Below are 498 nucleotides of genomic sequence, written 5' to 3'. Positions count from 1 at the left end.
GCCCTCGACGACCTGGTCGGCATGTTCGTCAACACCCTCGCACTGCGAACCCCAGTCGACGCTGCCAGCAGCTTCACCCAACTGCTCACGACGGTCCGAGAAACCGACCTGGCCGCATTCGAGCACGCCGACGTGCCGTTCGAACGGGTGGTACAAGCCCTCAACCCGACACGATCGACCACCCGACACCCACTGTTCCAGGTCATGCTCGTCTTCCAGAACCAAGAGCACCCGAACCTCGAACTGGCGGGACTGACCGCCCGTATCGAGGACATCGACCACACCGCCACCCAGTTCGACCTCACGCTGGTGGTGAGCGAACGCGTCGATCGCGATGGTGCCGCTCGAGGTTTGACCGCCGCACTGACTTACGCGCAGGACCTGTTCGACGAGGACACCGTCCACGGATTCGCCGACCGATTCACCCGACTCCTCGAGGCAGCGGTGGCCGATCCCGACAGCCCAGTCGGCGACCTCGACCTCCTCGACGCCGACGAA

General features: G+C 64.7%; 1 protein-coding gene. It reads left to right on the top strand.

Translation table 11 applies throughout. The features are described 5' to 3' along the window. Nucleotides 1-498: condensation domain-containing protein (locus QM806_RS40975; RefSeq protein ID WP_283295056.1), on the top strand; the 498-nt coding region annotated here is incomplete at both ends.

The organism is Rhodococcus sp. IEGM 1351 (genome assembly GCF_030056875.1).
GTDB lineage: Bacteria > Actinomycetota > Actinomycetes > Mycobacteriales > Mycobacteriaceae > Rhodococcus_F > Rhodococcus_F opacus.
The sequence above is the reverse complement of the archived record's forward strand: the minus strand, read 5'-3'. Positions and strand labels throughout refer to the sequence as shown.